This window comes from Pseudomonas sp. MWU16-30316 (assembly GCF_020515645.1).
In the GTDB taxonomy this organism is placed as follows: Bacteria; Pseudomonadota; Gammaproteobacteria; order Pseudomonadales; family Pseudomonadaceae; genus Aquipseudomonas; species Aquipseudomonas cerasi.
The window spans coordinates 561,157-586,353 of the sequence record NZ_JAIZAZ010000003.1 but is presented as its reverse complement, the minus strand read 5'-3'; the positions used below and the strand labels follow the sequence as shown (position 1 = coordinate 586,353).

22 protein-coding genes and 2 tRNA genes are annotated in these 25,197 nt (G+C 59.0%); 15 read left to right on the top strand and 9 right to left on the bottom strand.

From position 1 onward, the window contains the following. Positions 1–54 precede the first annotated feature (54 nt). The 8 genes from LCH65_RS13750 to LCH65_RS13715 all read left to right on the top strand — a co-directional run bounded on the left by LCH65_RS13750 (position 55) and on the right by LCH65_RS13715 (position 9,476). On the top strand, positions 55–960 hold the full coding sequence (locus LCH65_RS13750) for an AraC family transcriptional regulator (protein WP_003434154.1): 906 nt from the start codon (positions 55–57) through the stop codon (positions 958–960). A gap of 240 nt (positions 961–1,200) precedes the next feature. Beyond that, positions 1,201–2,523, top strand: coding sequence for a sugar ABC transporter substrate-binding protein (locus LCH65_RS13745; protein WP_003369339.1), 1,323 nt, complete (start codon positions 1,201–1,203; stop codon positions 2,521–2,523). Between the two features lie 87 nt (positions 2,524–2,610). Then, the gene (locus tag LCH65_RS13740) at positions 2,611–3,543 is read left to right on the top strand and encodes a sugar ABC transporter permease (RefSeq protein WP_003369337.1); all 933 of its coding nucleotides are present in this window, start codon (positions 2,611–2,613) and stop codon (positions 3,541–3,543) included. A gap of 10 nt (positions 3,544–3,553) precedes the next feature. Beyond that, positions 3,554–4,387, top strand: a complete 834-nt coding sequence (locus LCH65_RS13735) for a carbohydrate ABC transporter permease (RefSeq protein WP_003369336.1) — start codon at positions 3,554–3,556, stop codon at positions 4,385–4,387. Positions 4,388–4,417: 30 nt separating this feature from the next. Continuing rightward, positions 4,418–5,524, top strand: coding sequence for a sn-glycerol-3-phosphate ABC transporter ATP-binding protein UgpC (ugpC, locus tag LCH65_RS13730; protein ID WP_003434157.1), 1,107 nt, complete (start codon positions 4,418–4,420; stop codon positions 5,522–5,524). Positions 5,525–5,541: 17 nt separating this feature from the next. Next, positions 5,542–7,023, top strand: coding sequence for a mannitol dehydrogenase family protein (locus tag LCH65_RS13725; RefSeq protein WP_044308216.1), 1,482 nt, complete (start codon positions 5,542–5,544; stop codon positions 7,021–7,023). Between the two features lie 10 nt (positions 7,024–7,033). Continuing rightward, positions 7,034–8,515: a xylulokinase gene (xylB, locus tag LCH65_RS13720; RefSeq protein ID WP_226439550.1), complete on the top strand. Its 1,482-nt coding sequence runs from the start codon at positions 7,034–7,036 to the stop codon at positions 8,513–8,515. Between the two features lie 22 nt (positions 8,516–8,537). Next, positions 8,538–9,476 (top strand): carbohydrate kinase, encoded by a 939-nt coding sequence (locus LCH65_RS13715; RefSeq protein ID WP_003369326.1) that lies wholly within the window; start codon positions 8,538–8,540, stop codon positions 9,474–9,476. Between the two features lie 226 nt (positions 9,477–9,702). On the opposite strand, the gene LCH65_RS13710 is transcribed toward LCH65_RS13715, so the two are convergent. After that, on the bottom strand, positions 9,703–10,257 hold the full coding sequence (locus tag LCH65_RS13710; RefSeq protein WP_003369324.1) for a hypothetical protein: 555 nt from the start codon (positions 10,255–10,257) through the stop codon (positions 9,703–9,705). A 167-nt stretch (positions 10,258–10,424) separates the two neighbouring features. Beyond that, entirely contained in the window at positions 10,425–13,334 is a 2,910-nt protein-coding gene (locus LCH65_RS13705; protein WP_226439549.1) for an EAL domain-containing protein, read from the bottom strand. A 272-nt stretch (positions 13,335–13,606) separates the two neighbouring features. Between LCH65_RS13705 and LCH65_RS13700 the strand changes: the two genes are divergently transcribed. From LCH65_RS13700 to LCH65_RS13690, 3 genes are all read left to right on the top strand, one after another. Next, positions 13,607–14,641 carry an NAD(P)-dependent alcohol dehydrogenase gene (locus tag LCH65_RS13700; RefSeq protein WP_226439581.1) on the top strand — a complete coding sequence of 345 codons (1,035 nt, stop codon included), beginning with the start codon at positions 13,607–13,609 and terminating at the stop codon, positions 14,639–14,641. Positions 14,642–14,945: 304 nt separating this feature from the next. Next, complete coding sequence (locus tag LCH65_RS13695) at positions 14,946–15,344, top strand: NUDIX hydrolase (protein ID WP_003369317.1); 399 nt, start codon at positions 14,946–14,948, stop codon at positions 15,342–15,344. 89 nt (positions 15,345–15,433) lie between these two features. Then, entirely contained in the window at positions 15,434–16,495 is a 1,062-nt protein-coding gene (locus LCH65_RS13690; RefSeq protein ID WP_003434169.1) for an SDR family oxidoreductase, read from the top strand. A gap of 135 nt (positions 16,496–16,630) precedes the next feature. Here the strand turns inward: LCH65_RS13690 and LCH65_RS13685 are convergent. After that, positions 16,631–16,707 (bottom strand) — tRNA-Val (locus LCH65_RS13685). A gap of 660 nt (positions 16,708–17,367) precedes the next feature. After that, a tRNA-Val gene (locus tag LCH65_RS13680) sits at positions 17,368–17,444 on the bottom strand. A gap of 182 nt (positions 17,445–17,626) precedes the next feature. On the opposite strand from LCH65_RS13680, the gene LCH65_RS13675 reads away from it, so the two are divergent. Continuing rightward, complete coding sequence (locus LCH65_RS13675; protein ID WP_003369311.1) at positions 17,627–18,910, top strand: FAD-binding oxidoreductase; 1,284 nt, start codon at positions 17,627–17,629, stop codon at positions 18,908–18,910. Positions 18,911–18,969: 59 nt separating this feature from the next. Here the strand turns inward: LCH65_RS13675 and LCH65_RS13670 are convergent, their stop codons facing one another. Continuing rightward, positions 18,970–19,665 (bottom strand): hypothetical protein, encoded by a 696-nt coding sequence (locus tag LCH65_RS13670; RefSeq protein WP_003434171.1) that lies wholly within the window; start codon positions 19,663–19,665, stop codon positions 18,970–18,972. A 220-nt stretch (positions 19,666–19,885) separates the two neighbouring features. On the opposite strand from LCH65_RS13670, the gene LCH65_RS13665 reads away from it, so the two are divergent. Next, on the top strand, positions 19,886–20,068 hold the full coding sequence (locus tag LCH65_RS13665) for a hypothetical protein (RefSeq protein WP_044309624.1): 183 nt from the start codon (positions 19,886–19,888) through the stop codon (positions 20,066–20,068). 120 nt (positions 20,069–20,188) lie between these two features. Here LCH65_RS13665 and LCH65_RS13660 read toward each other — a convergent pair whose 3' ends face one another. Together LCH65_RS13660 and LCH65_RS13655 are read right to left on the bottom strand one after the other, a co-directional pair. Further along, positions 20,189–20,947: a TerC family protein gene (locus tag LCH65_RS13660; RefSeq protein WP_003369306.1), complete on the bottom strand. Its 759-nt coding sequence runs from the start codon at positions 20,945–20,947 to the stop codon at positions 20,189–20,191. Between the two features lie 34 nt (positions 20,948–20,981). After that, the gene (locus LCH65_RS13655) at positions 20,982–21,224 is read right to left on the bottom strand and encodes a hypothetical protein (protein ID WP_003369303.1); all 243 of its coding nucleotides are present in this window, start codon (positions 21,222–21,224) and stop codon (positions 20,982–20,984) included. Positions 21,225–21,355: 131 nt separating this feature from the next. Between LCH65_RS13655 and nhaR the strand changes: the two genes are divergently transcribed. After that, positions 21,356–22,258 (top strand): transcriptional activator NhaR, encoded by a 903-nt coding sequence (nhaR, locus tag LCH65_RS13650; RefSeq protein ID WP_003369301.1) that lies wholly within the window; start codon positions 21,356–21,358, stop codon positions 22,256–22,258. Here nhaR and LCH65_RS13645 read toward each other — a convergent pair. Then, the gene (locus LCH65_RS13645; RefSeq protein ID WP_003434173.1) at positions 22,255–23,409 is read right to left on the bottom strand and encodes an MFS transporter; all 1,155 of its coding nucleotides are present in this window, start codon (positions 23,407–23,409) and stop codon (positions 22,255–22,257) included. The two genes, nhaR and LCH65_RS13645, sit on opposite strands and share 4 nt — an antisense overlap. A gap of 431 nt (positions 23,410–23,840) precedes the next feature. Next, on the bottom strand, positions 23,841–24,350 hold the full coding sequence (locus LCH65_RS13640) for a DUF1993 domain-containing protein (RefSeq protein ID WP_003369297.1): 510 nt from the start codon (positions 24,348–24,350) through the stop codon (positions 23,841–23,843). A 154-nt stretch (positions 24,351–24,504) separates the two neighbouring features. Here LCH65_RS13640 and LCH65_RS13635 point away from each other — a divergent pair, with 154 nt between their 5' ends. After that, entirely contained in the window at positions 24,505–25,179 is a 675-nt protein-coding gene (locus tag LCH65_RS13635) for a DUF480 domain-containing protein (RefSeq protein ID WP_054081493.1), read from the top strand. The last annotated feature ends 18 nt before the right edge of the window (positions 25,180–25,197 follow it).

Sequence of the window (25,197 nt, the reverse complement as noted above, 5' to 3'; positions counted from 1 at the left end):
ACTGAAAAATCAGGCACATTACTCTTTTGGCAACGGATGAACATGACATCGCCAATGAATAAAACAACAAGAATCGCCGACCCTTCCTACGAATTGATGGACGACCACAACGGTCTGTCGATCATCTACCGCGAGCATGGTTTCCCCTGCCCGCTGGTGCGCTGGCACTTCCACAAGGAATATGAGCTGCACCTGATTGTCGCCAGCTCTGGAAAGGTGTTTGTCGGCGACTACATCGGCAATTTCAATCCTGCCAGCCTGTTTCTCACCGGCCCCAACCTGCCGCATAACTGGATCAGCCAGATCGACGATGGCGAGGTGGTGCCCAAGCGCGACATGCTGGTCAACTTTACCGACGAGCTGCTGGAAAGCGGCAATCAGGTGTTTGCCGAACTCAAGACCCTGACGCCCTTACTGGAGCGCGCCCGCTACGGCATCGAATTTCGCTGCAAACGCACGATTCGTCAGGCCATGAAGCAAATGCAGAAGATCGCCGACTCACGAGGCATCACTCGCCTGGGCCACTTCTTCATCCTGCTCGAGCTGCTGGCCGCCAGCGACGACTACCAGCTGCTGTCAGGCACGGCGGTGGCCCACACGGCGGACGAGCACAGTGTGGATCGCACCAACCGGGCGGTGGATTATATCTTCACCCACTATGGCCGCGAGCTGCCGCTGGAGGAAGTCGCCGAGTATCTGGGCATGAAGCCGACCTATTTTTCCCGGGTGTTCAAACAGGCTACCGGGCGCTGCTTCGTGGAGTTCGTCAATCGGCTGCGCATCAGCAAATCGTGTGAACTGCTTGCCGACGGCGACAAACCGGTCACCGATGTGTGCTTCGAGTCCGGATTCAACAATATTTCCAATTTCAATCGGCGCTTTCAGCAACTCAAGGGCATGACCCCGTCGCACTACCGCCGCCTCGCCGTTCAGCGTCTGACCGAACAAAACCTGTACTGATTCGCCCCGCTCTCGCCCTCATCGTCTACGCTGAAGATGCGTCGAAGCCGTCCTATGGGCGATTCGGCGCTGTTGGCTTTTCGCACCCGAGTGCAAAAAAGTATCAGTCAGAGTGCGGCGCAGGATTTGTCTTTCAGACCGAACGCCGGTGTAATCAGTGCACATCTTCCTCACCTCCGGAAGAGAAAAAAACAATAACCATCCTTCTACAGTCCTTTGGGCGTGGAAGAGGAGTGATCAATGAAGAACTCAGCAAAACTTCTGCTCGCCAGTTCCGTCCTCAGTACCTGTTTCGTGTTCAGTGGCAGTGCCACAGCGGGGACCGTGACCATCGCCACGGTCAACAACAGTGACATGATTCGCATGCAGCGCCTCTCCAAGACCTTCGAAGAACAGCACCCCGACATCAAGCTCAACTGGGTCGTGCTGGAAGAGAACGTCCTGCGCCAGCGACTGACCACCGACATCGCCACCAAGGGCGGCCAGTTCGACGTGCTGACCATCGGCATGTACGAAGCCTCACTCTGGGGTCAGAAAGGCTGGTTGCAGGAAATGAAAGACCTGCCTGCCAGTTACGAGCTGGACGATGTGTTCCCTTCCGTGCGTGACGGCCTGTCGGTGGACGGCAAACTGTTCGCCCTGCCGTTCTATGCTGAAGCTTCGATCACTTACTACCGCACCGACCTGTTCAAGGCGGCCGGCCTGACCATGCCAGAGCGCCCTACCTGGACGCAGATCGCCGAGTTCGCCGGCAAACTGACCGACAAATCCAAGGAACAGTACGGTCTCTGCCTGCGCGGCAAGGCTGGCTGGGGCGAGAACATGGCGCTGATCACCACGCTGGCCAACGCCTTTGGCGGACGCTGGTTCGATGAGAAGTGGACGCCACAGTTCGATCAGCCAGAGTGGAAGAATGCGCTGAACTTCTACGTCAACACCATGAAGCAGTCCGGGCCGCCGGGCGCCTCCAGCAACGGTTTCAACGAGAACCTTGCGCTGTTCAACAGCGGCAAGTGCGCCATCTGGGTCGACGCCAGCGTTGCCGGTTCATTCGTGACCGACAAGAAGCAGAGCAAAGTGGCCGACAGCGTCGGCTTCACCTACGCCCCGCATGAGGTGACCGACAAGGGCTCGTCGTGGCTGTACTCGTGGTCGCTGGCGATCCCGACCAGCGCCAAGAACACCAAGGACGCTGCCGAGTTCACCCAGTGGGCCACCTCGAAAGAGTACGCCAAACTGGTTGCCGATACCGACGGCGTGTCCAACGTACCGCCGGGCACCCGCGCCTCGACCTACACCGACGAGTACAAAAAGGCAGCACCGTTTGCCAACATCACGCTTGAGTCGTTGAAGAAGGTCGATCCCAAGTCGCCAACCCTCAAGCCCGTGCCTTACGTCGGCATTCAACTGGTCACCATTCCCGAGTTCCAGGCCATCGGCACCAGCGTCGGTCAGCAGTTCTCCGCAGCACTCATAGGTCAGTCCACTGTGGATCAAGCCTTGCAGAATGCGCAAACCGCTACCGCGCGCGACATGAAACGAGCGGGTTACCCGAAAAAGTAACCGTCACGCACCAGGGCGAAAGCCGATGCTTTCGCCCTGCCGCTCAACTGCGCAACAACTCTGGTGCAATCCGGTTCGGAGCTCCCCATGAATACCTCAGCCTCCCCTGAACGCACGGACTTGTCCGGCGAACAGCAACCGCTCAAAAGCCGTCGATTCAAGCCGGGCTGGTTTCTGGTCAGTCCTTCGGTGGCGCTTCTGTTGGTGTGGATGATCGTGCCGCTGGGCATGACCATTTATTTCTCGCTGATCCGCTACAACCTGCTCTCCCCTGGCGAAAACGAATTCGTCGGCCTGGAAAACTTCCAGTACTTCGTGACCGACAGCGGCTTTTTGCCGGGTGCCGGCAATACCTTACTGCTGGTCGGCAGTGTGCTGGCGATCAGCGTGATCTTCGGCGTGCTGATTTCGGCGCTGCTGGAAGCCAGTGAGTTTTTCGGTCGTGGCATCGTCCGTGTGCTGTTGATCTCGCCGTTCTTCATCATGCCCACGGTCAGTGCGCTGATCTGGAAAAACCTGATTTTCCACCCGGTGTCCGGCGTACTCGCGGCGGTCTGGAAGTTCTTCGGCGCGCAACCCATCGACTGGTTCGCCCATTACCCGATGCTGTCGATCATTATCATCGTCTCCTGGCAATGGCTGCCGTTCGCGATCCTGATCCTGATGACCGCCATGCAGTCGCTCGATCAAGAGCAGAAAGAAGCGGCGCGGCTGGACGGCGCAGGTCCCCTGGCAATCTTCTGGCACCTGACCCTGCCGCACCTGGCACGTCCGATTGCCGTGGTGGTAATGATAGAAACGATCTTCCTGCTTTCGGTATTCGCTGAAATCTTCACCACGACCAATGGCGGGCCGGGCTTTGCCTCGACCAACCTGGCTTACCTGATCTACATCCAGGCGCTGCTGCAGTTCGACGTCGGCATGGCCTCGGCGGGCGGCCTGATTGCAGTGGTCATAGCCAACATCGCGGCGATCATCCTGATCCGGATGATCGGCAAAAACCTCACCGACAAGTCATGAGGACCTTGCCATGATGACCCTCAAACAATCACGCCGTCTGCAAAGCCTGCTGCTCGGGGCCCTGTCCTGGATCATCGCTGCGCTGGTGTTCTTTCCGATCTTCTGGATGGTCCTGACCAGCTTCAAGACCGAGATCGATGCGTTCGCGACACCGCCACAGCTGTTCTTCACCCCGACGCTGGAAAACTACCTGCATATTCAGGAGCGCAGCGATTACTTCCATTTTGCCTGGAACTCGGTGCTGATTTCCTTCAGCGCGACGGTACTGGCGATGCTGATCGCGATTCCTGCGGCATATTCCATGGCGTTTTTCGAGACCAAGCGCACCAAAGGCACGCTACTGTGGATGCTGTCTACCAAGATGCTGCCGCCGGTGGGCGTGCTGATGCCGATCTATCTGCTGGCCAAGACCTTTGGCCTGCTGGATTCGCGTCTGGCACTGATCATCATCTATACGCTGATCAACCTGCCGATCGTGGTCTGGATGATTTACACCTACTTCAAGGATATCCCCGGCGAGATCCTCGAGGCCTCGCGGCTGGACGGGGCCAGCACCCGCCAGGAAATCTTTCGCGTGCTGATGCCGATCTGCAAGGGCGGCCTGGCGTCCACCGCGTTGCTGTCGCTGATCCTGTGCTGGAACGAAGCGTTCTGGTCGCTGAACCTCACCTCGTCCGCCGCGGCCCCGTTGACTGCCTTGATCGCTTCCTACTCCAGCCCCGAAGGGTTGTTCTGGGCCAAGCTGTCAGCGGTCTCGACCCTGGCCTGTGCGCCCATTCTGATTTTCGGCTGGATCAGTCAAAAACAACTGGTTCGCGGCCTGTCGTTCGGCGCTGTCAAATAGCCCGGCCCAAAGAACAAGAAGGAGTCCAACATGGCTAATCTGAGCATCCGCAATCTGCAAAAAGGCTTTGACGGTCACCAGATCATCAAGGGCATCGACCTGGACGTGAAAGACCGCGAGTTCGTGGTCTTCGTCGGGCCTTCGGGCTGCGGCAAATCCACCCTGCTGCGGCTGATCGCCGGGCTTGAGGAAGTGACATCGGGAACCATCGAGCTCGATGGCAGGGACATCACTCAGGTGACCCCGGCCAAGCGTGACCTGGCCATGGTGTTCCAGACCTATGCGCTGTATCCGCACATGACCGTCGGCAAGAACCTGTCGTTTGCGCTGGACCTGGCGGGCGGTGACAAGGCCGAGATCAAGAAGAAGGTCGATGAAGCCGCACGTATTCTGGAGCTCGGACCACTGCTGGAGCGCAAGCCCAAGCAGTTGTCCGGCGGACAACGTCAGCGTGTCGCGATTGGCCGGGCCATTGTGCGCAACCCGAAGATTTTCCTGTTCGACGAGCCGCTGTCCAACCTCGACGCCGCGCTGCGCGTGCAGACCCGCCTGGAGTTGTCGCGCCTGCATAAAGAGTTGCAGGCCACCATGATCTACGTGACGCATGATCAGGTGGAAGCCATGACCCTGGCCGACAAGGTTGTCGTCCTCAATGGCGGCAAGGTCGAGCAGGTCGGCTCGCCGCTCGAGTTGTATCACCACCCGGCCAACCTGTTCGTTGCCGGCTTCCTCGGCACGCCGAAAATGGGCTTCCTCAAGGGCAGGATCAGCCGGGCGGACAGCAGCAGTTGCGAAGTCGAGCTGGATGCCGGAACGCGTATCAGCCTGCCGGTCAATGGCGCAGGACAAAGCGTTGGCGCCGCTGTGACGCTGGGCATCCGCCCGGAACACCTGAACCTTGCCCAGAGTGAGGATTGCCAGTTGCAGGTGATTGCCGATGTCAGCGAACGTCTTGGCAGCGACACGTACTGTCACGTGCGCACCCGTTCGGGCGAGGCGCTGACCATGCGTATTCGTGGTGATCTGGCCAGCCAGTACGGCGAAACGCTGAACCTGCATCTCGACAGTGCCCACTGCCACCTGTTCGACGCTCAAGGTCTGGTGATTGCCAAAGCCTTGCAGACTGCCGCCGCCTGAGTTCCGGAGAGCCCTTCATGAAACTGAACAAAAACAATCTGTCCCGACTGGACGCCGACATTGCCCTGCCCGCCTACACCGTCGACAGCACTCGCCAGGGCATTGCCCATATCGGCGTCGGCGGCTTCCATCGTGCGCATCAGGCGTTTTACACCGATGCGCTGATGAACAGCGGCGAAGGCTTCGAGTGGAGCATCTGCGGCGTGGGCCTGCGTCCTGAAGACAAGGCCGTGCGCGACGCTCTGGCACAACAGGACTACCTGTACACGCTCTATGAACTGGGTGACACACCCGATACCCAAACCCGCATCATTGCCTCGATCAGCGGCATGCTGCTGGCCGATGACAGTCCGCAGGCGCTGATCGACAAGCTTGCCAGCCCGGACATCCGCATTGTCTCGCTGACCATCACCGAAGGCGGTTACTGCATCGACGACAGCAACGGTCAGTTCATGGCCCATCTGCCGCAGATCCAGCACGACCTGGCGAATCCGGATCAGCCAAAGACGGTATTCGGCTTCCTCTGCGCCGCGCTGGCGCGGCGCCGGGCGCAAGGCACGCCGGCCTTTACCCTGATGTCCTGCGATAACCTGCCACACAACGGCGCAGTGACACGCAAGGCATTGCTGGCATTTGCCACGTTGCGCGATGCAGAGCTGCACGACTGGATCAAGGCAAACGTCAGCTTTCCCAACGCGATGGTCGACCGTATCACACCGATGACCAGCGCAGCCCACCGTCTGCAACTGGCAGACGATAAACACATCGACGACGCCTGGCCGGTGGTCTGCGAACCGTTCGTGCAGTGGGTGCTGGAAGACAAGTTCGTCAATGGTCGCCCGGCATGGGAGAAAGTCGGCGTGCAATTCACCGATGACGTGACGCCCTATGAAGAGATGAAAATCAAACTGCTCAACGGCAGTCATCTGGCACTGACCTACCTGGGCTTCCTCAAAGGTTATCGTTTTGTACACGAAACCATGAATGACCCGCTGTTCGTGAGCTATATCCGCGCCTACATGGACCTTGACGTCACCCCGCAACTGGCGTCGGTGCCAGGCATCGACCTGGAAGGTTACAAAGACACCCTGATCGAGCGCTTTTCCAACCAGGCGATTGCCGACCAGCTGGAACGGGTCTGCTCGGACGGTTCGTCGAAATTTCCCAAGTTCACCATTCCGACGATCAATCGTCTGATCGTCGATCAGGGCAATCTCGAACGTGCCTCACTGGTAGTCGCCGCATGGGCGCTGTACCTGAAGGGTGTTGACGAGAACGGCACGACCTACAGGATTCCTGACCCGCGTGCCGAGTTCTGCCAGGCGCTGGTGGCTGATGACGCGCTCATTGCCGAGCGCTTGTTGGCGGTGGAAGAAATATTTGGCTCGGCCATTCCGAAATCCGCAGCCTTCGTGGCGGCTTTCGAGCAGAACCTCAACGATCTGCGCACGCTGGGTGTGAGTGGCACACTGGAAAAACTTTTGACCGCCAGGGCCTGAGGGACTTCCCATGTTTCTTGGAATCGATTGCGGGACCCAGGGCACCAAGGTGTTGGTGCTCGATACCGAAAGCGGCAACGTGCTGGGTGAAGGCTCGGCGCCGCACAGCCTGATCAGCGACCATAACGGCCGCCGTGAACAGGACGTGCAGCAATGGCTGGACGCACTGCAACAGGCGACCCGCGAGGCATTGGCAGCGTCGGGCGTTTCCGGACAGCAGATCCAGGGCATCGGTGTGTCAGGCCAGCAACACGGCCTGGTGCTGCTCGATGCCCACGGCGAGGTACTGCGCCCGGCCAAGCTGTGGTGTGACACCGAGTCGGCACCGGAAAACCAGCGCCTGCTGGACGATCTGGGAGGCGCGCAGGGGTCGCTGCAACGCCTTGGCCTGGTCATCGCCCCAGGCTATACCGTGTCCAAACTGTTGTGGACCAAGGAGCAGTTCCCGCAGCTGTTCGAGCGGATCGACAAAGTGTTGCTGCCCCACGACTACCTCAACTATTGGCTGACCGGTCGCTACTGCACCGAATTTGGCGACGCGTCGGGCACCGGCTACTTCAACGTGCGCACTCGCGAGTGGGACCTGCCGTTGCTTGCGCACATCGACCCGAGCGGCCGGTTGGGCAAGGCACTTCCGCAGCTGTTGCAAGCCCACGAACCGGTCGGCGTGCTGCGTCCTGAAGTTGCCCGATTGCTGAGCCTGAACCCTGACGCTCTGGTGTCCAGTGGTGGCGGCGACAACATGATGGGCGCGATTGGCACGGGCAATATCCAGCCGGGGCTGATCACCATGAGCCTCGGCTCTTCCGGTACGGTGTATGCCTATGCCGATGAGGCACGGGTCAGCGAGCATGAATCGGTCGCGACCTTCTGCTCATCCTCCGGCGGCTGGTTGCCGCTGATCTGCACGATGAACCTGACCAACGCGACGACCGCCATTCGCGAGCTGTTCGCCCTCGACATCGCCGGCTTCAACCAAGCGGTCGCCCAGGCGCCGATCGGTGCCGAAGGCGTACTGATGCTGCCCTTTCTGAATGGCGAACGCGTGCCCGCCCTGCCCGACGCTACCGGCAGCATCGTCGGGCTGGACAGCACCAATCTGAACCAGGCCAACCTGTCCCGCGCGGTGGTCGAAGGCGCCACCTTCGGCCTTCGCTACGGTCTTGATCTGCTGCGCGACAGCGGTATCAAAAGCGAGAAGATCCGCCTGATCGGCGGAGGCTCGAAAAGTGCCGTGTGGCGGCAGATCGTAGCCGACATCATGAACACCCCGGTGATCTGCACCGACCACTCGGAAGCCGCTGCGCTGGGCGCTGCCATTCAGGCGGCCTGGTGCTGGTCGCACGCCAACGGCAAGGTTCAGGACCTGCAGCAACTGTGCGAACGCTGCGTAAGTCTCGATCAAAGCAGTGAGACGCACCCCGTGGTGCATAATGTGGCCGCCTATCAGCAGGTCTATCAGCGTTATCAGGCGCAACTGCGCAAGGTTTGAACCGTTTTTTCATGGAGCACTTATGTTTCTGGTTTGTGGCGAAGCACTGTTCGACATTTTCACCCGCGCTGATGACAGCGGTTCCCTGAACAGATTGGGGTTTGATGCGATTGCCGGTGGCTCTCCGTTCAACGTTGCGATCGGCCTGCGCCGCCTGGGTGTGGAAGCGAGCTTCCTGGCCGGGCTGTCCACCGATTACCTGGGCCGTCGGCTGCGTGCCGTGCTGGAAAAGGAAACCGTGAATACCGATCACCTGATCGAATTCGACGCACCCACTACACTGGCCATGGTCGCCGTGGGCAGCGATGGATCGCCAACTTACAGCTTTCGAGGCGATGGCTGCGCGGACCGCCAGTTGCGCCTGGAACACCTGCCGCAACTCGACGGGCAGGTACGCGGCATTCACGTCGGCTCGTTTTCACTGGTGGTGCAGCCGATTGCCGACACGCTGCTGGCGCTGGTAGCCCGTGAAAGCAGCACCCGCCTGATCTCGCTGGACCCCAATGTGCGCCTCAACCCGGCACCGGACATTCAGCGCTGGCGCAGCCAGGTCGCAGCATTCGCCGAGCATGCGCACCTGATCAAGGTCAGCGACGAAGACCTGCACCTGTTGTACCCGGACAGCGACCCACAAAAGATTGCCGAAGGCTGGCTCGGCAAGCGTACACAACTGGTCATCGTCACCCGCGGCACGCAAGGCGCCAGCGTCTTCACCCGTCAGCACGGCACCTGGTCGGTGCCGGCAAAAACCGTGGCCACCGCCGATACCGTCGGGGCCGGGGATACTTTTCAGGCCGCGCTGCTGACCTTCCTCAGTGAACGCCAGCTCGATACGCCGCAAGGCTTGTCAACGCTGTCACGGGAAACACTGGACGAGATGCTGAATTTTGCCGTCGGCGCGGCCGCGCTGACCTGCACAAAGGTCGGGCCGGATTTGCCGTACAGGCATCAATTGGGGTGAGAGGGCTTGAATACTACCTCCATACACCCGCATCAACTGCGGTGTATGGACGGTAGTCTTCGTGAGCAAGCGAAGCGTCGCCCGGCTCACTCCCACCCATTAAATGCATGTCTGAAGGGAGAAAGTATCGATACTTAACTCCATCGGAAAGCATTCCCTAGGTGAGAGTGAGCCGGGCGACGCTTCGCTTGTTCACGAAAAGGTCATCAAAGTCGCCGAACAAACATCAGGCCACCATACCGGCCTTGATACCTCTGATGCGGGTGTTGATGTCATCCGCAACGTCGTTCTGCTTGTCCTTGAGCGCGTCCTGAACCTTCTGGTCAATGGCCAGTTGGTCCTGAGGTGCCATGGCGTCATAGTCTTTCTGGGTGATGCCCGTCAGCTTTTCGCGCACTTTCTCTTCGGCTGTCTGCTTCAGAGAGTCCATGAATTTCTGTTGTACCGAATCCGTCGATGCCGTGTCAGTGGTGCTGGTGGTACCAGCCACTGAACCGATGACACCATTGTCACGGTCAGCCGTCTTTTCCGACAGTGACGTATCACCGGCGGATTTCAGGTTGATCATCATCCGTGCAAAGGATTCGTTGTAACCACTGTTGTCCTGCTTGCTGTCCTGCGATGTCGAACTGCTGGTCTGCGCGGTAACCGGTGCCGAACCTGATGTCAGGCCAGCGGCAGCGACCGAGCTGAAGGCGTCCTGGGACACCTCGTCTACGGTCTTGCGCCCGACGACAGCTCGGGAAACAAGCTGCTCAAGCGCACTCGTGCCAATAATCATCTCTCACCTCCTGATGAACCTGTTGCGCAGGTTCAACAGCAAGTCCAGTGCCAACTGCCCTACAAATAATTAACCTGTTGATTTTAAAGATTAAATAAAAACAGGGCATACAGATCGCGTCAAAAAACGGATGCATCCGGCCGCCTGCGGCAAGCATTGGCCGAGCTTCAGCCTGCCGCACGGCCGGTGTTGATATTCAATAGCTCAATCGGCAGCGGCTCGGAAAAGTAGTAGCCCTGCGCCTGTGTGGCGCCAATCTCACGCAGCAGCTCAAGGGTTTCACGGTCCTCGACCCCTTCGGCAACCACGGTCAGATCAAGGGATTCGGCCATGCGCACGATGGCACGCACAATCGCGCGGCTGCGTACACTGGAAGCCAGGCCGAAGATAAACGACTTGTCGATTTTCAATCCGCTGAAATGGTACTGGTGCACGTAGCTGAGCGAAGAGAAGCCCGCGCCGAAATCGTCGAGCATGACCGACATGCCGTGCTCGGCCAGAAGCTTCATTGACAGGCGTGCCTGCTCGGGATCGGCCACCAGTGCGCCTTCGGTGAGCTCCAGGCACAGACGCTCGGGCGCAACATTGTGTTCGGCAAGCATCGCCAGCACTTCCGCCGCGAATGCCGGACGGGTGATGCTGTAACTCGAACAGTTCACATGCACGGGTGGCCAATGACCGTTTTCGGGTTGCGCCAGAATGGCAACCACACGCTTGAGCATGTAAAAGTCCAGACGGCCAATCAGACGCAGCCCCTCTAGCGCAGGTAGAAAGCTCTCTGGCCCGACGACTCGCCCATCCGGCATGCACCAGCGGATCAGCGCCTCGAACGCCAGCAACTTTCCGCTATTGACGCAAATCACCGGCTGAAAATAGGGAATCAACTGATCCGTACGTTTCAGCGCCGTGCGCAAGGCGCCCTCCTGCTCGACCTGATCCGATACCTCGCGACGCAACGCCTGATTGAACACCGCGAAGCTGTCCCGGCCGCCATTCTTGACCCGGTACATGGCGGTATCGGCATCGCGCAGCAGGTCAGCCGGCTCCTGATGGAAGCGGCTGTCGGCGCCCACCACACCGATACTGCAGGAAGAAAAAACCGTGTGATCATCGATCACGAACGGCTGCTCGAACGCCGTCAGTATTCGCTGGGCAATCTCCGTGCCGGTCTGCAACGGCGTGTCGATGCTCAACACGGCGAACTCGTCACCGCCCAGCCGCGCCAACAGGTCCTTTTCGCGCATGCAACTGCGCAAACGCTCGGCGGCCTGCACCAGAAGGATGTCGCCGCAGTGATGGCCAAGGCTGTCATTGATCATCTTGAAGCGATCCAGATCGATGAACATGACGATCAGTTGCTGGCCATCGCGGCAGAAGTCCTGCCAGGCATGCCTCAGGCGATATTGCAAATGGCTGCGATTGGGCAGCCCGGTCAGCGAGTCGTGGGAGTTTTCGTGCTGCAGTCTGGCGTTGGCCCGATCCAGCTCACGGGTCCTGTCTCGAACCCTGGCTTCAAGCAAAACATTGGCGGTATGGATCGCGTCTGCCGCGCTGCGCCGGGACAGTGCCGTATCGATGTGACGAGAAACAAAGGTGAGCAGTTCCTGATCGCGCAAGGTATAGCTGACGTCCTTGGAATAACTCTGCACCACCAGCACGCCGCGAACCTGTCCGCCGTCGAACAGCGGAATGCCCAGCCATGAAGAACAACGACCGGATTGTCGCTGGACCTCGATCTCGCCAAGGCTTTCCAGCCTGCGGGCTTCATCGTAATCGATCAGGCACGGTCGCCGCTGGCCTATCACATACTCGGTAAACCCTCGCTGCCCGCGTCGTGAACGCGGCGGCGTGGGCTTGAACTCGTCAATGTAATACGGAAAGGTCACTTCGCCCGTCGTGCTGTCGTAAAGCGCGATATAGAAATTGAGCGCCACCAGCAGCTCGCCGACGATCATGTGCAGGCTGCGGAAAAGCTCGTTCATGTCGCCGGGCTGACTGGAAAGCTCAGCAATCTGGAACAGGGCACTCTGCAGATGCTCGGCACGCTCGCGATCCCTGACTTCCTGACGCAACGCGTCATTGGCTGCAGAAAGTTGTTGCGTGCGCAGGGCTACCACCTGTTCCAGGTCAGTTCGGCGCAACTGCCGGTCCAGTGCCATCGCCACATGGCGCGACACGACGGCGAACAATGCACGATCCTGGGCACTGTAGACACGAGACACATCGTAAACCTGCATCGCGACCATGCCGAACACTTCATCCGATGCATTTTTCAAGGGCGCGCCCATCCAGAACTCGGGCAGACGTCCGACGCAGTAAAAGCGGTTTTCGGCTTTGGCCAGTTCGATGCAGGCGGCATCGAGAAACAAAGGCTGCCCGCTGCTCAAGACATACCCGGTCAGCGACATCCGGTCAGCGTCGATAAACTCGAACGTCTCGTGAGCCATCGCTTCGTCATCGAAACGGTCAATGTAATAAGGGTAAGTGATCTTGCCGCTTTGCCGGTCATACAGCGCAACGTAGAAGTTCTCGGCATCGATCAGCGCCCCCAATTGCTCATGAATGCCTTGCAGAAAAGCGCCGCGGTCCAGCGTGGAGCTCGCCAGCAGGCTGATTTCATACAGAACCCGCTGAGTGTTCTGCGCGCGGATCAACGCGGCGGTCTGCAACAGCGAGCCCAGTCTGGCGGCCAGATCCACCAGCAGGGGGTGGTCTTTGTCGGCCATCGGTGCCAACACCCAGCCCAGCACGCCTTCGCCCTGCCCTGCGACCCGGCAATGCAGCTGCAATTGAGCGCAATACGCTTCGAAGTCTTCAGCCGCGATGTGTGCTGGCCAGACAACGGTGTTGTCGCCCTGTCCGAGCAGGCATTTCAGTTCGCCAGCGGCGTAGGCAGCCCAGGCAATATCCGCTATCTGCTCGCGTGCGGCGCTGATGAGTGCTTCGATAGACGCGTGACAGGAGAATCGGTCGCGGTTGGCTGCCAAGGCGCTGCCGGGAGTACGTGAGGTGCACGCTACGCTTGGGCAAAGGCCCGTGGCCAGAAGTGAGACTGTCATGGAAACACCCAGATGCATGAGCCGACGGCGGTCATCCTTAAAATAATGACCAGAGATTACAAGCGTGTCAGGCATTGTTGCAAAGTTCATACCTTTTTGGCAGACCCTTGTATTCCCCTATGACGCTTGTGTGACGCAGGGCACTACACGGCTCCCTCATGTGTCAGATTCAGGTGCATTGCCGCGCAGCGAGGCTCGGCTATGCTGTCGTACGGCGTTACATTTATTCAATTGAACAGGTGACAGTAATGGTCAAGACGTACAGCTAAGCAGCGCAATCTGCCCAAGACATACTCAAACCCCATCAATTCGAACGTCGCTCGCCCGGCGCTGACGATGTTCAGATCGACATCCTTTACTGCGGCGTGTGCCACTCGGACCTGCACACTGCGCGCAATGAGTGGCACAACACACTCTATCCTTCTGTTCCGGGTCACGAAATCGTCGGCCGGGTCACGGCGGTCGGCTCCGACGTCAAGCAATTCAAGGTCGGCGACCTGGCTGGCGTCGGCTGCATGGTCGACAGCTGCCAGCAATGTACATCGTGCGCCGAGGGTGACGAGCAATATTGCGAGAGCGGCTTCACCGGCACCTACAATGGCCCGGTATTTGGCGGCGAGAACACATTCGGCGGCTACTCCGACAAGATCGTGGTCAAGGAAAAGTTCGTCTTGCGCATCTCTCATGATGCCAACCTGGCCGCCGTAGCGCCGCTGTTGTGCGCGGGTATCACCACCTATTCCCCCTTGCGCCACTGGAAGGTCGGCCCGGGCAAGAAAGTCGGCATTGTCGGGCTTGGCGGTCTCGGCCACATGGGCGTCAAGATTGCCCACGCCATGGGCGCACATGTTGTGCTGTTCACGACCTCCCCCAACAAGCGAGAAGATGGCTTGCGCCTGGGCGCCGACGAAGTAGTCGTATCCAAAGACGCGGCACAGATGGCCGCTCAGGCCAACAGCCTGGACTTTATCCTCAACACGGTCGCAGCGCCGCATGATCTGGACGCCTTTCTGTCTCTTCTCAAGCGCGACGGCACCATGACACTGGTCGGCGCGCCGGCAGAACCGCATCCCTCACCAGCGGTGTTCAACCTGATCTTCAAACGTCGCAGCCTGGCTGGCTCGTTGATCGGAGGCATTCAGGAAACCCAGGAAATGCTGGATTTCTGCGCCGAGCACGGCATCGTTTCCGACATCGAAATGATCAACATGCAGGACATCAACGAGGCTTATGAGCGGATGCTCAAGGGCGACGTCAAGTATCGCTTTGTCATCGACATGGACAGCCTCAAGCAGGAAGCGGCTGCCGACTCGAACGCTGCCTGACGTGCAGCCAACAGCCAGGGAAGGCTGAGCGCACGGACATGCCGTACGTCGCCCCCGGTGAACCGAACGCGGCTAACCGCCCACTGATGTCCATACTCTAATGCAGCAAACGGGTTGCAGACCTCGGCAACCCGCCTGCTGTGCGTCTCGCTCTGGCTGTTTCACGCTAAGACCTGAGCGGCGCACCCGCCAAAATGAACTATTTATTACATTTTGGTGACTACCACTGACTGTCTTTGAGTCTCAAGTTCACGCAGTCCTTGCAGATACTCATGTCAACGGACGTTTAACAGGTGAACGGATTATGAAACAACGCGCGACAGTCATCTGCAAACGTGACGGCCAGGTCCTTTACGTGCGCAAACCGAAATCCCGCTGGGCATTGCCCGGCGGCAGGATTGAAGCGGGTGAAACGCCCTTCCAGGCCGCAGTGCGTGAACTGTGCGAGGAAACCGGGCTTGCCGACCTTGATCTTCTGTACCTCGATGTGTACGAGAAGGATCAAGTGGCCCACTACGTTTTTACCGCTCAGGTTCCAGCCTCCAGCGAGCCATCGCCGCAGAACGAAATTGCCGCCTGCAAATGGCTTGCGCCGCAGAAACTTGACGACCTGAAAGCCAGCAGTGCGACCAAAACCATCGTCAAGTCATATGCCAACGAGTCCGAAGACGTTTCCGGTGCACGGAGCCACGTGACGGGGTAATCGGGACAATCGGGTTGAACGGTATGGCCTGATTCTGTTCTGAGACAGCAGACGGTTCATTACTTTCTTCCCCGTCTCAGGAGACCCCTATGACTCAGACCGCCCTGGTTGTTGGCGCAAGTGGCATTGTCGGCAGCGCAATCACGCAGTTGTTACTGGAAAACGATTGGCAGGTTGCCGCCCTCTCCCGTAGCCCGTCAGCGCGGCCCGGCGTGATCCCGGTTGCTGCAGACCTGCAGAACCCGGAGTCCGTACGTGTGGCTCTGGCTGATTTAAAGCCCACCCACGTTTTCATCACGACATGGTCGCGTCAGGCCACTGAAGCAGAAAACATCCGAGTCAATGCCGCGATGGTGCGTAACGTGCTGGACGCTGTGCGGCCCGCAGGCAGTGTCAAGCATGTCGCGCTGGTGACCGGCCTCAAGCATTACCTCGGCCCGTTTGAAGCGTATGGCAAAGGCACCCTGCCGCAAACGCCGTTCAGGGAATCGCAGGCGCGCCTCGATATCGAGAACTTTTACTACGCTCAGGAAGACGAAGTCTTCGCTGCCGCAGAGAAGGATGGCTTTACCTGGAGCGTCCATCGTCCGCACACCGTGACCGGTGTCGCCGTCGGCAACGCGATGAACATGGCGACGACTCTGGCCGTTTACGCCTCGATCTGTAAAGCCACGGGCCGACCTTTCGTGTTCCCGGGCTCCCGTGTGCAGTGGGACAGCCTGACCGACATGACCGATGCGCGGCAGCTGGCCCGCCAGCAACTGTGGGCCGCGACCACACCTGCAGCGGCCAATCAGGCGTTCAACATCACCAACGGCGATGTGTTCCGCTGGAGCTGGATGTGGGGACAGATCGCCGAATACTTCGGCTTGCAGCCAGCCGATTTCCCGAGCGAGCCAGCCCCGCTGGAAACGCAGATGGCCAACGATCAAGCAATCTGGGATGACATTGTTCGCGAGCATCAGCTCAAGGAAAGTGACATCAACCGCCTGATTTCGCCATGGCACAGCGATGCCGATCTCGGCCGTCCGATTGAAGTAGTCACTGACATGTCGAAGAGCCGCAAACTGGGCTTCACGGCATTTCAGGCCAGTGACGATGCGTTCTTCGACGTGTTTGAAAAGCTGCGTCGTGACCGCCTGATTCCCTGAAGCTGCTCACGCTCTCGTGCCAATGCTCGCATTGGCACGAGAGCTGGCACTTTCTACGGGTAACGCAAGCACAACAAAAAAGGGCCAACCTTTCGGTTGACCCTTTTTTTACCGCCCAGCAGAGCGGATTTTGTTTGGTAGGCGCGATTGGACTCGAACCAACGACCCCCACCATGTCAAGGTGGTGCTCTAACCAACTGAGCTACGTGCCTGCTGTGGGTCGGCATTCTACGGATATTCGATTGCCTGTCAAACGCTTTTTTGCAGTAACTCTCTGAATACGTGAATTTTTTAAGGCTCCTGCCAGTGATCACGCGACATCGGATTCCTTTCGCCTTACCGGCACGCTGATCGTGCGGCCTTCTTGTGTTCACCCACCTTTTGAAACCTTACCTAGCATATTTACCAGTATCACTCATCATCCAGCCCCAATAACGCTTGCTAGTGTCATAGGCGTCGACCTATGCATCACTCAGGAGAAAAAATCATGGACGATGACGTGGCCGCACTGGTGGTTGATAACGGATCAGGCCCGGTTCAGAGCGACAATGAAAGCAACGCTGCCTCCGAAGACGGGCCCGCTATCACGAATCGCTATGCAAGGCTGAGAAGTGACGGGATCGTCATTATGATTCAAGACATCCTGGGCCCGCCCCCGACGCCGGACTGGAAACTATGCAAGGTAGATACAAAGCCAGCCAGAGACTCGCCGAGCGGGTCGGATTTGAGTACGAAGGCACGCTTAGACAGGATCGCATGAGCATTCAGGGAGGACTGCGCAACACGCGCGTTTACTCGATCATTGGCAACACAAAAAAGGGCCAGCCTCTCGGCTGACCCTTTTGACACCGCCCAGCAGAGCGGATTTTGTCTGGTAGGCGCGATTGGACTCGAACCAACGACCCCCACCATGTCAAGGTGGTGCTCTAACCAACTGAGCTACGTGCCTGCTGTGGGTCGGCATTCTACGGATATGCGAATACCTGTCAATCTGTTTTTTTGCTAACCCTATGAAATACAGCGTTTTTTGCCAAACTACAGGCAACGACTCTTTTCGCCTGCTGCTGGCAGAGCTTTTATATCTCGGGTACGATTGCCGCCATCGTCAAGAATATTAAACGGAGTCTCAGGATGGCAAACACGCCCTACCCGCAGTCCTTCTATGCGGCTTCAGCCAATGCTGCCCCGGAACGTCCCGCGCTGCAGGGCGAAGTCGAAACTGACGTGTGTGTCATCGGAGCCGGTTACACAGGCTTGTCCAGCGCGCTGTTCCTGCTGGAAAACGGATTTCGGGTCACGGTGCTGGAAGCGGCCAAGGTCGGCTTCGGCGCATCAGGGCGTAATGGCGGGCAGATCGTCAACAGCTACAGCCGCGACATCGATGTCATCGAGCGAACCGTGGGGCCACGCCAGGCGCAGTTGCTCGGGCAGATGGCCTTCGAAGGCGCATCCATCATTCGCGATAGGGTTTCCCGTTACGGCATTCAGTGCGACCTGAAAGATGGTGGTGTATTCGCAGCGCTGACCAGCAAGCAACTGGCGCATCTCGAAGCCCAGCAGCGGCTCTGGGAGCGGTATGGGCACACCGGCCTCGAGTTGATGGACAAGCGCCGGATCAATGAAGTCGTGGCTTGTGATCAGTACATCGGCGGGTTGCTGGATATGACCGGTGGACATATTCATCCCCTCAACCTGGCGCTGGGTGAAGCGGCGGCCGTTGAAACACTGGGTGGCACGATCTACGAGCAATCAGCGGCCATTCGTATCGAGCGCGGGGCAAACCCTGTGGTGCATACGGCGCAAGGCAGGGTCCGGGCCAAGTTCATTATCGTGGCCGGCAATGCCTACCTGGGCAATCTGGTCCCGGAGCTGGCGGCCAAGTCGATGCCGTGCGGCACTCAGGTCATCACCACCGAGCCGTTGAGCGATGAACTGGCCAAGACACTTCTGCCGCAGGATTACTGCGTCGAAGACTGTAATTACCTGCTGGATTACTACCGCCTCAGCGCCGACAAGCGCCTGATCTTTGGCGGCGGCGTGGTGTACGGTGCCAGAGATCCTGCCAATATCGAAGCCATCATCCGGCCGAAAATGCTCAAGGCGTTCCCGCAGCTCAAGAACGTGAAGATCGACTACGCGTGGACCGGCAACTTCCTGCTGACCCTGTCTCGTCTGCCCCAGGTCGGACGACTGGGCGACAACATCTATTACTCGCAGGGCTGCAGCGGACACGGTGTGACCTACACCCACCTGGCCGGCAAGGTACTGGCCGAGGCGCTACGCGGTCAGGCAGAGCGCTTCGATGCGTTCGCCGACCTGCCCCACTACCCGTTCCCCGGCGGACAGCTGCTGCGCACCCCGCTGACCGCGCTGGGCGCATGGTATTACAGCCTGCGTGACCGACTCGGTTTCTAGATTTGCTGAACGTAAAACGGCACCTTCTCGGTGCCGTTTTTGTTCCTGCCGCGTTGATTTCATTTAACGCCGCGTGCCAGCGTTCTTTTCGCCTCGCCCGCCGCCTGCTCCTGTCCTGATGTCGATAACGCTTCGGCCGCCTGCAGCCAGCGCTGCGCATCGACATTGGCCGGCAACTGCCGGGGCGACTGAATCAGTACCGCCCAACTGCCCGCGTCCTTCCAGGCCGACGCGAAGCTGCTGAAACTCATTGAATAGCGACGATCCATGCCTGCGTTGAGCAGCACGGTCTCCTTGATGCGGTTATAGCCGATCAACACCGCATAACGCGGCCCTTTCCACAGCGCAGAGCCCTGGGCAAAACGCAGCATGACCGGATAACCCGCCGAGACCTGAGTCAGCAGGTCCTGTAATTGGCCATCAAGCGGGTAAACCATGAACCCGTATTCACGCGCGACTTTCTGCATGTTCTGTTCGAGCCGGTCCTCGGCACCCGGCAGTTGCAGCGGCTTGTCGAGCAAACCGGGCGTTGTCTGCACCTGCTGGTTGGCCAGCATGCTAGCCAGCACCATCGGGCCGCTTTGATAGGCATTACCCCGAAAGAACGGAATCGACGTCAGCTCGACCCGGTCCGGAAGGCGTTTCATCTCCGGCGTAACCATCGACGAACAACCAGCAAGGCCCGTCAGCAAGGCCGCAATCAACCATGAACGCAGTGCACCGGCAGTACCGGTATTGAAAGAAACCGACAGCATGTTCACCCACTTCAACTGTTATCGGGCAACCCGCGACCCGACCTGAGCACCGATGATAGAGCCGACCGGGTTCCGGGTATAGCCGCGCGCAGCACCCCGGTCAGCGGAATGGCGAAAATAATTCATAGCCCGATGCCACTGGTCAATTAACCGAAACATGCCCCGTACTAGACTGTCAGTTATCAAGACCGCAACAAAAAGCAGGAATGTGGAGGCACTTATGAGCCTGGAATTGACAATCGTGATGCTGATCGCCTCGTGGCTTGCCGTTGCCAGTGCGATGCTGTGGGGGGTGATGCGCGTATCCCGTCGCCATCACCAGCCACGCAGCGTCGAGTCGCGCGTGGCAAAGCGGCCAGTCCTTGCAAAACATCTCAAGGCTCCCGCTGTAGCAGCCAACTGACTTACAAGGGCGTGAGCAGCGTTTAGCTGATCTGCCCTCATCAGCGTATTTGCCAGCACCTTGAACGCGAAAGGTCGACCCTGTTACCAGGGCCGACCTTTTTTACAGTTTCGCCAGCTATCAGTGCGTGGACACCTGAGTAGCGGCTTTCTTGCGTCTTGCCCTGCGTACCAGCATGTTCAAGGCTTCAACGGCTGCCGAGAAGGCCATGGCCGCATAGATATAACCCTTGGGCACATGGGCGCCGAAACCTTCGGCGATCAGCGTCATACCGATCATGATCAGGAAGCCCAGGGCCAGCATGACCACCGTCGGGTTGTCGTTGATGAACTTGGCCAGCGGGTTGGCGGCGACAAGCATCACCACGACAGCAGAGATGACCGCGATGACCATGATCGGCAGGTGCTCGGTCATACCCACGGCAGTGATGATACTGTCGATGGAGAACACCAGGTCCAGCATCAGGATCTGCACGATAGCCGCGCTCATGCTCAGCGCCACCACCGAACCCAGGGCTTTCTCTTCCTCGGTCTTGACGTCCATGCTGTGGTGAATTTCCGTCGTTGCCTTCCAGACCAGGAACAGGCCACCGGCAATCAGGATCATGTCTTTCCATGAGAACGCCTGACCAAATACCTCGAAGACCGGCTCTGTCAGCTGCACGATGTACGCAACGGTACTGAGCAGGCCCAGACGCATCACCAGCGCCATGCCGATACCCAGCTTGCGAGCCTTCTCGCGCTGATGTTCAGGCAGCTTGTTGGTGAGAATCGAGATGAAAATCAGGTTATCGATGCCCAGTACAACTTCCATCACCACCAGTGTCGCCAGCGCGATCCAGGCTGCCGGACTTGTTGCGAGTTCCAATAGGTATTCCATAGATCACTGCCCTGCCTGCGCCAATAGTTATAAGTCAGATTTCTTTATCAGACGTGTTTTCGGTTTCAGCCGAGTTTGGTGGTGGCTCCTGCAACGAAAGTTCCTGCCTGGCCTCGTCCAGTGCCTGGGTCGCGGCTTTATGGGTGTCATCGACCACCTGTTTTGCACTGTCGGCGGCGGCGTTCACCACCTGCTTGGTGGAAGACTCTAGCTGATCGCATCCCGCCACTACCAGCAGCGAACCGCTCAGTAATACAGCGTAAAGGGCTTTGTTCATGGGCTCCTCGGTCGGTGAAGCCGGGCGGCCTGTTCAGCCCGGCATTGGAGCGAATTCTAGACATCTTGAAACATAAGGAAAATTCGATTTTATAAGGCATATACTTCGGTTTTACCGAATCGGCAGAAAATATGCTCAATTACCGCCAGCTTCACTACTTCTGGGTCGTGGCCAAGACCGGCAGCATCGTGCGCGCCTGTGAACAGTTGAATCTGACCGCGCAGACCGTCAGCGGGCAGATCAGTCTGCTGGAGGCGTCACTGGGGGTCGATCTGTTTCAGCGCGTCGGTCGGCAACTGGAAATGACCGAAGCAGGTCGCCTCGCCCTGCCCTACGCCGAACAAATGTTTCAGTTGGGCAATGACCTGGAAAACCTGCTGCGTTCGCAACCGGATGAACAGCAATTGCTGTTGCGCATTGGGGTGGCCGACGTCGTGCCCAAGTCCATTGTCTACCGCCTGATCGCACCGACCATGACGCTGGAAGAGTCAATCCGCATCACCTGTCGCGAGGACAAGCTGGAACGACTGCTGGCAGACCTGGCCATTCAGCGTCTCGACCTGGTGATTTCCGATAGCCCCATGCCGCCGCATCTGGACATCAAGGGGTATAGCCAGAAGCTGGGCGAATGCGGGGTCAGTTTTTTCGCCACGCGTGAAATGGCGGAGCGTATCGGGACGGATTTTCCACAGTGCATGCATGGCGCACCGCTGCTGATTCCAGGCCAGGAAACCGTGGTTCGAGGCCGACTGATGCGCTGGTTTGCCGAACAGAGCATTCAGCCGCGCATCATTGGCGAATTCGATGACAGCGCGCTGATGAAGGCGTTCGGCAAATCCGGCAGCGGCGTGTTCGTGGCGCCCAGCGTGATCGCCGACGAAGTGCAGAACCAGTATGGCGTACAAGTGGTTGGCCACACTGACGCGGTGACCGAATCGTTCTACGCCATTACCGTGGAGCGCAAGGTCAGGCACCCCGGCGTTGTCGCCATCGCCGAAAGTGCTCGGAACCAGCTGTTTACCGATGCAGGCTAAGCCGGGAGCGGCCCTGGATCACGCTTGATCAACAACAGCGCCAGCACAATCGCCAGCACAATGATGCCCGCAGCGGCAAAACCGACGTTGCCCAGCCCCAGGTGATCAATGACCCTGCCGCCGATCAACGCGCCGATACCAATGCCAAGGTTGGCGCCGGCGATGTTCAGTGATGCCGCGAATGCAGGTGCTTGTGGCGCGGCCTTGATCAGCCGCACATGACTGACCAGAAACAAGGCCGCCTGGGTAATGCCCCAAACGGCAAGCGCGAGTGGCAAGGCCACCACCGAATGAATGCTCGGCACCACCGCGACCATGCCGACGACCATGAAAGCGCAGAACACCAGGCTGGCAATCAACGGATGGCGGTCGACCATGCGCCCGCCCAGCGAGTTGCCCAGCAAGCCGACAGCACCAAAGCCCATCAGACACCAGCCCACCAGAGCGCCGTCGAAACCGGCAAGACGCTCGAGCATGTCCGCCAGGTAGGTATAGGCCGTGAACATGCCGCTGAACACCAGCACCGAGAGCAGCACGTGCCCCTGCATCATCCGGCTGCGCAAGATGCCGAACTGTTCAAGGATCGAGACCGGGTTCGGCCGGGCAACCGTTTTCGGCAGATAGACCGTCAACAACAGTGCCTTGGCGAACGCCAGACCGGCCAGCACCAGAAAGGCCGTGCGCCAGCCGAACGCGTCGGAGATCAGGGTACCGATGGGGATGCCGAACACCGTGGCGCAAACGATGCCGAAACCGATCCTGGCAATCGCCCGCCCAGCAAACTGCGGACCGACAATGTCCACGGCGGTCTCGCTGGCCAGCGCCCAGAACACCGGCAAGCCCAACGCGGGAATCAGCCGGGCGATACCCATCACGGCGATATTGGGCGCCAGCGCCGCCAGCACATTTGCAAAGCCGAACAGTACCAGGATGCTGACAAACAGGCGCTTGCGCTCGAAGCGCGAAAAGTAGGCGGTCAGAAAGGGACCAAAGGCGGCGACGGTGAACGCGAACAACGTCACCAGCAGCCCGGCCTGCGAGACCGTGACATTCAGGTCGCGGGCAACGGCTGGCAAAAGGCCAACGATAACGAATTCTGTAGTCAGCACGGTGAACCCGGCGGCTGACAACAGAAGGATGGGCAACAACATGAATACTCCAGAACAACATCAATACAGCCCGCTGCAACAGAGCGGCCTGCGGGAGGACAATTAAAGCGGCTTGAAGATGAGTGTCACGCCAATGCTGCGCATTGGCGTGCATTTCGTGAGGCTCTGCGTCGAAACTTCTCAATCCGGCAAGGCAGTGACTAAACAGTGCATCCTGTAAGAGCCGAAGCTCACGCCAAAGCTCCGTGAAAGCGTAACGAACTGCACCCATACGCTGAGCACGCGTCGGTGTAAACCAGCCCGTTTTTGATTCTGGCCGAGGGCCGTGGGAGCGGGCCTGCTCGCGAAGAGGCCGGTACAGCCCTCAGGAAAGAGGGCGCTCGATGCATCGACTTCGTGAGCAATACGGACGCCGCCCCGGTCACTCCCACACCCTTCGGGCAGAAGCCTGTAAGCCCTTTATTTCGGGCGTTTTAGAACTTGCCCATGAAATCACGCTTGCCGATTTCAACGCCGTTGTGGCGCAGCAGATCGTAGGCAGTCGTGACGTGAAAGAAAAACTGCGGCAAGGCGTAGCTGAGCAGATAGGCCTGACCGTTCAGGCGCTTTTCCTTTTCAGTGCCGGGACGCAGGACGATTTCGATGCCTTCCTTGCCGTCGACCTGATCAGGGGTGATGCTGCCGATGAACGCGAGTGTCTTGGCAAGCAGAGCCTGCAACTCGGCAAAGGTGGTTTCGGTGTCATCGTATTGCGGGATCTCGACGCCTGCCAGGCGCGCGGAAGCACCCTTGGCAAAATCGACGGCGATCTGCACCTGACGGGTGAACGGCAGCATATCCGGGAACAGACGTGCCTGTAGCAGGGCTGGCGGCTGAATTTTCTTCTCGGTCGCGTAGGCTTCAGCTTTGGTCAGAACGTCGCTCAGCGCGTTGAGCATTTGCTGAAAGACAGGAATGGAAGCGGCGTACAGGGAAATAGACATGACATATCCTGATTGAGAAAGGCGCAATTATAGACCCACATGACGCCAAACGCCGTGACACTTTTCAGCGCCCCTGCAGATCCGTGCAGCAGACACTGGCAATAATGTCCGCCACGCCCTACGCTGATCCACCGCCATCACTCAGGGAAGCGCCATGTCCATCGAATCGTCCTCCACCGAATCCTCCCCGAATGCCGAGGCGTTACAACTCAACGGCGTTGAAGTGCGCATTCTGGGCTGCCTGATCGAGAAACAGGCGACCAACCCGGAAACCTATCCGCTGACCCTCAATGCACTGGTGATTGCCTGCAACCAGAAGACCAGTCGTGACCCGGTCATGAACCTCACCCAGGGTCAGGTCGGCCAGAGCCTGCGAGCCCTGGAAGGCCGCGGTCTGACGCGGCTGGTCATGGGCAGTCGCGCCGATCGCTGGGAACACAGGGTCGACAAGGGGCTCGAGCTGGTCCCGGCGCAGGTGATACTCACTGGCCTGTTGCTGCTGCGCGGGCCACAGACCGTCAACGAGCTGCTGACCCGCAGTAACCGCATGCACGACTTCGAGGACAGCGAGCAGGTCGTGCACCAGCTGGAACGTCTGATCGCCAGAGGTCTGGCGATGCTCGTGCCGCGCCAGTCGGGCCAGCGCGAAGACCGTTACATGCACCTGCTGGGCGACCCGGAATCCCTGCAGGAGCTGCTTGCCGCCCGCCAGCACACACCGGAGCGACCTTCGGCAAGTCCGGCGGCCAACTCGCGTATCGATGAGCTGGAGGCACGGGTCGCGGCCCTTGAAGAACGACTGGCCAGACTGGAGCACGCCGAGGAGTAACGCGCCCCGCCCGACCTG